Consider the following 4440-nt stretch of genomic DNA (forward strand, 5'->3'; position numbering starts at 1 on the left):
AGGATTATGAAATCCAGGTAGACAAACTGGTGTATGCGTATGATCCCAACAATAAAAACCGTTTGCTAAGTGTAACGGATGCGAGCAGTTCATTGGAAGGTTTTGCCGAGAACATGGACCCGAACGGAACGAGCAACGATGATTATGCCTATGATGCCAACGGGAACATGACACGTGACGACAACAAGGCGATTACCAATATCAGTTATAACCATTTGAACTTACCGTTTACCATTACTTTTTACAACCCGCATGGCAAGCAGACCAAAATTGAGTATATTTACGATGCGGCAGGAAGCAAGAAAAGTAAGAAAGTCCATTATTATGAGCAAGGCGGCAGCGGAGGCGGTGGTGAAGATATGAAAGGAACAATGGCCAATGCCACACCAACAAATTCATCGGTAGGCCCAGTGACCTATATACAGAAACTCACCCAAACGGATTACATGGCCGGAGGATTCCAATATAAAGACGAAGCATTGGAATTTATCCCGCATGCGGAAGGGTTCATCAAGAATGATAAGGATGGTTATGTGTATTATTTTAACTATGCAGATCATTTAGGGAACGTAAGGGTTACCTATACCGATGATGGCAACGGAACGCCTTATGTAGTTGAAGAAAGCAATTATTACCCGTTTGGATTGAAACACAAAGGCTACAACGAGCCGGATCAGAACCCGATGGATTGGGGCTATATCCTGACCAGTGGAACTTATTTGAATCATAAGTATAAATACAACGGGAAGGAGTTTCAGGATGAGCTGGGGCTTAACTTCTACGATTATGGGGCAAGGAATTATGACCCTGCAATTGGGAGATGGATGAATATTGACCCGTTGGCGGAAACATACTATCCAGAATCACCTTATACATATGCAATCAATAATCCTGTGCATTTTATCGACCCAGATGGAAGAGGAGTAACAGATACTTATGGAGTTGATAAGAGAGGTAATATTCAAAAACTTGACAATAAGAAGTATTATGATAAAAATGGAAAAGAAGTTGATAGGCTTTATAAAACAGATGATAAAGGAGCAAAAACTAAATCATATGCGGAAGTTGAAAAGAACGTCTTGAAAGGTGTAACAAAAGACCATAGTAGTGGAAATGGTTCGTATCATTATTTTTATACAAAATATGGAGATAAGGCAACAAAGTTATATGAATTCTTAGCTGAAAATACTGAAGTTGAATGGAGTAAAGTTGATGAGAACAATACTAATACTTGGATTTCAACTAGTCATTCAAAAATTGAAGAGTATGGAGGTTCTGAGATATTATTTGGCCTTGTTGATAGTCAAGCAGGTGAAGGGAATAGTTATAAACATTCTCATAGTCATCCAACCGATGGAGGAATAAAAGGTTACTATGGTCCTTCAGGTTTTGATAAAAGAGACAAAAAATATGGAGCTGGGGATAAAGCTTTTGCGACAACTTTAAAAAATAAATATCCGAGAGAAAGCGTAAGCACAAATGTTTATTCAGTTCCAATAAAATCATATAGTAGTTACAATAAAAACAATTATTATGCACCAATTAAAAAAATGTAAAATTTGCGGTCTTCTTTTTTTGACCTTAATTTTTAGTAGATGTGAGAAACATTTTTACACAGCCGAAGAAATTAATGAACTTGAGCCAACACATACAATAGTAAATGATTCGATGATTAAATTTTTTAAAGATTTTGAAACTGAAAAAACTTTTGATAAAAATTCTGATTCCTACATTGTATATGTTAAAAAGGAAAGTGCTTCAAATTACATAGTAAGCATTTCTAAAAGTAAATTCAATACTTTTAGAAGAGAGAGGAAGAATATGATTCATTTTCAAAAATTAAGTGGTTATTTAAAATATAATAATTCCAGTGTGCTTTTGTTTGGAGATATTGATGATTTTATATTTAAGCGAAATAATAACAAAATTGAGGATGTTTTATGTGCAGATTCAAAAGAGGAAAGCGGAATGATAATATATGAACCTAAGTTTATTGACTACTCATTGAAGAAATAACACTTCAAAATCCCGATAGCGCATTCTATGAGGTAGTATCTCACTAACTGGGTAATGTATCAAAGTTAGTGATACAGAAATTTGAAACTATAACTTATTGAAAAAGAATAGGGTAATGTATCAGATGTGTTGGCAGCCTATTTTTAGCTAATAACTATTTTAAAAATCAAACATTTATAATTTCACAATTGAGAATTTAAAAGCAACCTCCGGGTTGCTTTTTTAGTATTTAATCCTTTAAATCGAAGAAAATGGCTTCAGAGTTGAGTTCGTGTATCAGATGTGTTGGTGGTTGTGTGAGCACCATAAAGTATGGGAAAACTAAATCAGGGAATCAACGGTTCATTTGTAAAATTTGTGGGACAACCAAAGTTGAGGCTTATATTTATAAAGCCTATAATTCTGAAGTAAACAGTAAAATTATCTTGTTCACTAAGGAAGGACTTGGCATAAGAAGCACTGCAAGAGTATTGAAAATATCCACCACTACCCTATTAAAAAGAATTATTTCCATCGCTAAAACCATACAACAACCGGTAATCTCAATGAATAAAATTTATGAAGTTGATGAAATCAGGACGTATATCAAGAGAAAAGACAGGTTGGTGTGGATTGTTTACGCTTTGGAAAGGGAAACTAGGAAAATAATTAATTTTCATGTTGGACGCAGAACTAATAATACCTTAAATGTAGTTTTGAAATCGGTTACGTATTCTAATCCATTAGCTGTTTATACAGATAAGCTGAAACATTATAAATATCTTATTGATGAAGGTATACACAAAACAAAAAGATTCGGAACCAATCATATTGAACGGATGAATCTTTCATTGCGCACCCATTTGAAACGATTGAACCGGAGAACGATTTGCTTTTCCAGAAGCCAATTGGTTTTGCAGTCGGTTTTGAAAATTTACTTTTGGGTGTAGTCAATTGTTTTAATTGAAGAACAATTAGACCTGTCAGGTCTGGAATGTTCAAGTATTGATACTGGATTTTGAGGGGTCTGATAATCCCTTGGATCACAGTTTTACAGAAAATCAATTCAATCCTGTGGCAATTTCATTTTCAATTTTCTTTTTGCCACAAAAGTTGTGGCAATTTCATTTTTGAAAATGAAATTGCCACGGTTTTATGGTGGTTTCGACTCCGCTCAACCACCATTACTAAACTCAACCATTTAAGATTACGGTGGCTGAGCGGAGTCGAAGCCCAATCCTTTAATCTTTCAATCTCTTAAAAAATCAGTATTTACCCTGATTGCCCTGTAAGAATTTATCTCATATGTTTGCATTAATTAAAGATGATATTGAGATGCTACTCATGAATTCGATCAAAACTTCAAACACTAAGGCAAGATGAAAAAACTGATATTACTATTGATGGTACCGGGATTTGCCTTAGCGCAAAGCACCAACCAGAACTATACCAAGGCGACAACCTACAGAGGTCCGGGCAGTACATTGCCACAAACGACTGTCACCTATTTTGACGGACTGGGCCGGCCGATCCAGAAAGTAGACAATGCCATGAGTGCAACAGGCCAGAATATCGTGACCCACATCGAGTATGATGCGTATGGCAGACCGGTGAAAGACTATTTGCCGTTTGTATCCGGCGTTTCGACACTGGATTATTTAAGCAGTGCGGTGACCAATCAAAACACGTATTATACGACCCCGTCCAACGGGGAAACCACCGCGTATCCCTACAGCGAGAAACAATTGGAAGCTTCACCGCTTGACCGGGTATTGAAACAGGGCGCACCGGGCGAAGCCTGGAAGATGGGTTCCAATCACGAAATCAAGTTTGAGTATGGTACTAATGAGGCCACCGGAACCAACGCCGTGAAACTGTTCAAGGCTACAGCGACCTTGAACGAAACGTTACTGGCGTATACCAATACGTTGACCCAAACCACAAATTATGCAGCCAATGAACTGTACCTGACCGTTACCAAAGACGAAAACTGGACCTCAGGGAACAACCATACTACTCAGGAGTTCAAGGACAAGGCCGGTAAGGTCGTGTTGAAACGAACCTTTAACAATAATGTGGCGCATGAAACCTATTATGTGTACGACCAGTTCGGGAATTTAGCGTATGTGATTCCACCATTGGCCAATGCAGCTTACGACAGCAACACCCTTAACGGATTGTGCTACCAGTACCAGTATGACAACCGCAACCGATTGGTGTCGAAGAAACTGCCCGGCAAGCAATGGGAATTTATCGTGTATGACCTGCTGGATAAACCGGTAGCGACTGGACCGGCTCTATCACCATGGGGAACCGGAGCATCAGGTGTGATGGTGACCCAGTATGATGTGTACGGAAGACCAACGCAAAACGGTTGGTTGCCTACCACGATTGACCCGAATGCAAGAAGTACACAACAAACCAGTATTAACGGCGGAAGCAATC

The 4440-nt window shown here is 38.1% G+C and carries 4 protein-coding genes; all 4 read left to right on the forward strand.

Translation table 11 applies throughout. From position 1 onward, the window contains the following. Nucleotides 1–1556, forward strand: a 1556-nt coding sequence (locus tag NAT51_RS19490; protein WP_317245814.1) for an RHS repeat-associated core domain-containing protein, incomplete at its 5' end; no start/stop codon positions are given. Further along, complete coding sequence (locus tag NAT51_RS19495) at nt 1534–2016, forward strand: hypothetical protein (protein WP_250601770.1); 483 nt, start codon at nt 1534–1536, stop codon at nt 2014–2016. The genes NAT51_RS19490 and NAT51_RS19495, both read left to right, overlap by 23 nt. A 251-nt stretch (nt 2017–2267) precedes the next feature. Next, nucleotides 2268–2945, forward strand: coding sequence for an IS1 family transposase (locus NAT51_RS19500; RefSeq protein WP_250601772.1), 678 nt, complete (start codon nt 2268–2270; stop codon nt 2943–2945). A 429-nt stretch (nt 2946–3374) separates the two neighbouring features. After that, a partial coding sequence (locus NAT51_RS19505; protein ID WP_250601774.1) for a DUF6443 domain-containing protein occupies nt 3375–4440 on the forward strand: 1066 nt, incomplete at its 3' end.

Source organism: Flavobacterium amniphilum, assembly GCF_023634845.1.
GTDB lineage: Bacteria > Bacteroidota > Bacteroidia > Flavobacteriales > Flavobacteriaceae > Flavobacterium > Flavobacterium amniphilum.

Bases quoted from the DNA above. Each gene is read 5' to 3' on its own strand.
- NAT51_RS19495 (WP_250601770.1), top strand. From the start codon at position 1,534: ATGCACCAATTAAAAAAATGTAAAATTTGCGGTCTTCTTTTTTTGACC.
- NAT51_RS19500 (WP_250601772.1), top strand. From the start codon at position 2,268: ATGGCTTCAGAGTTGAGTTCGTGTATCAGATGTGTTGGTGGTTGTGTG.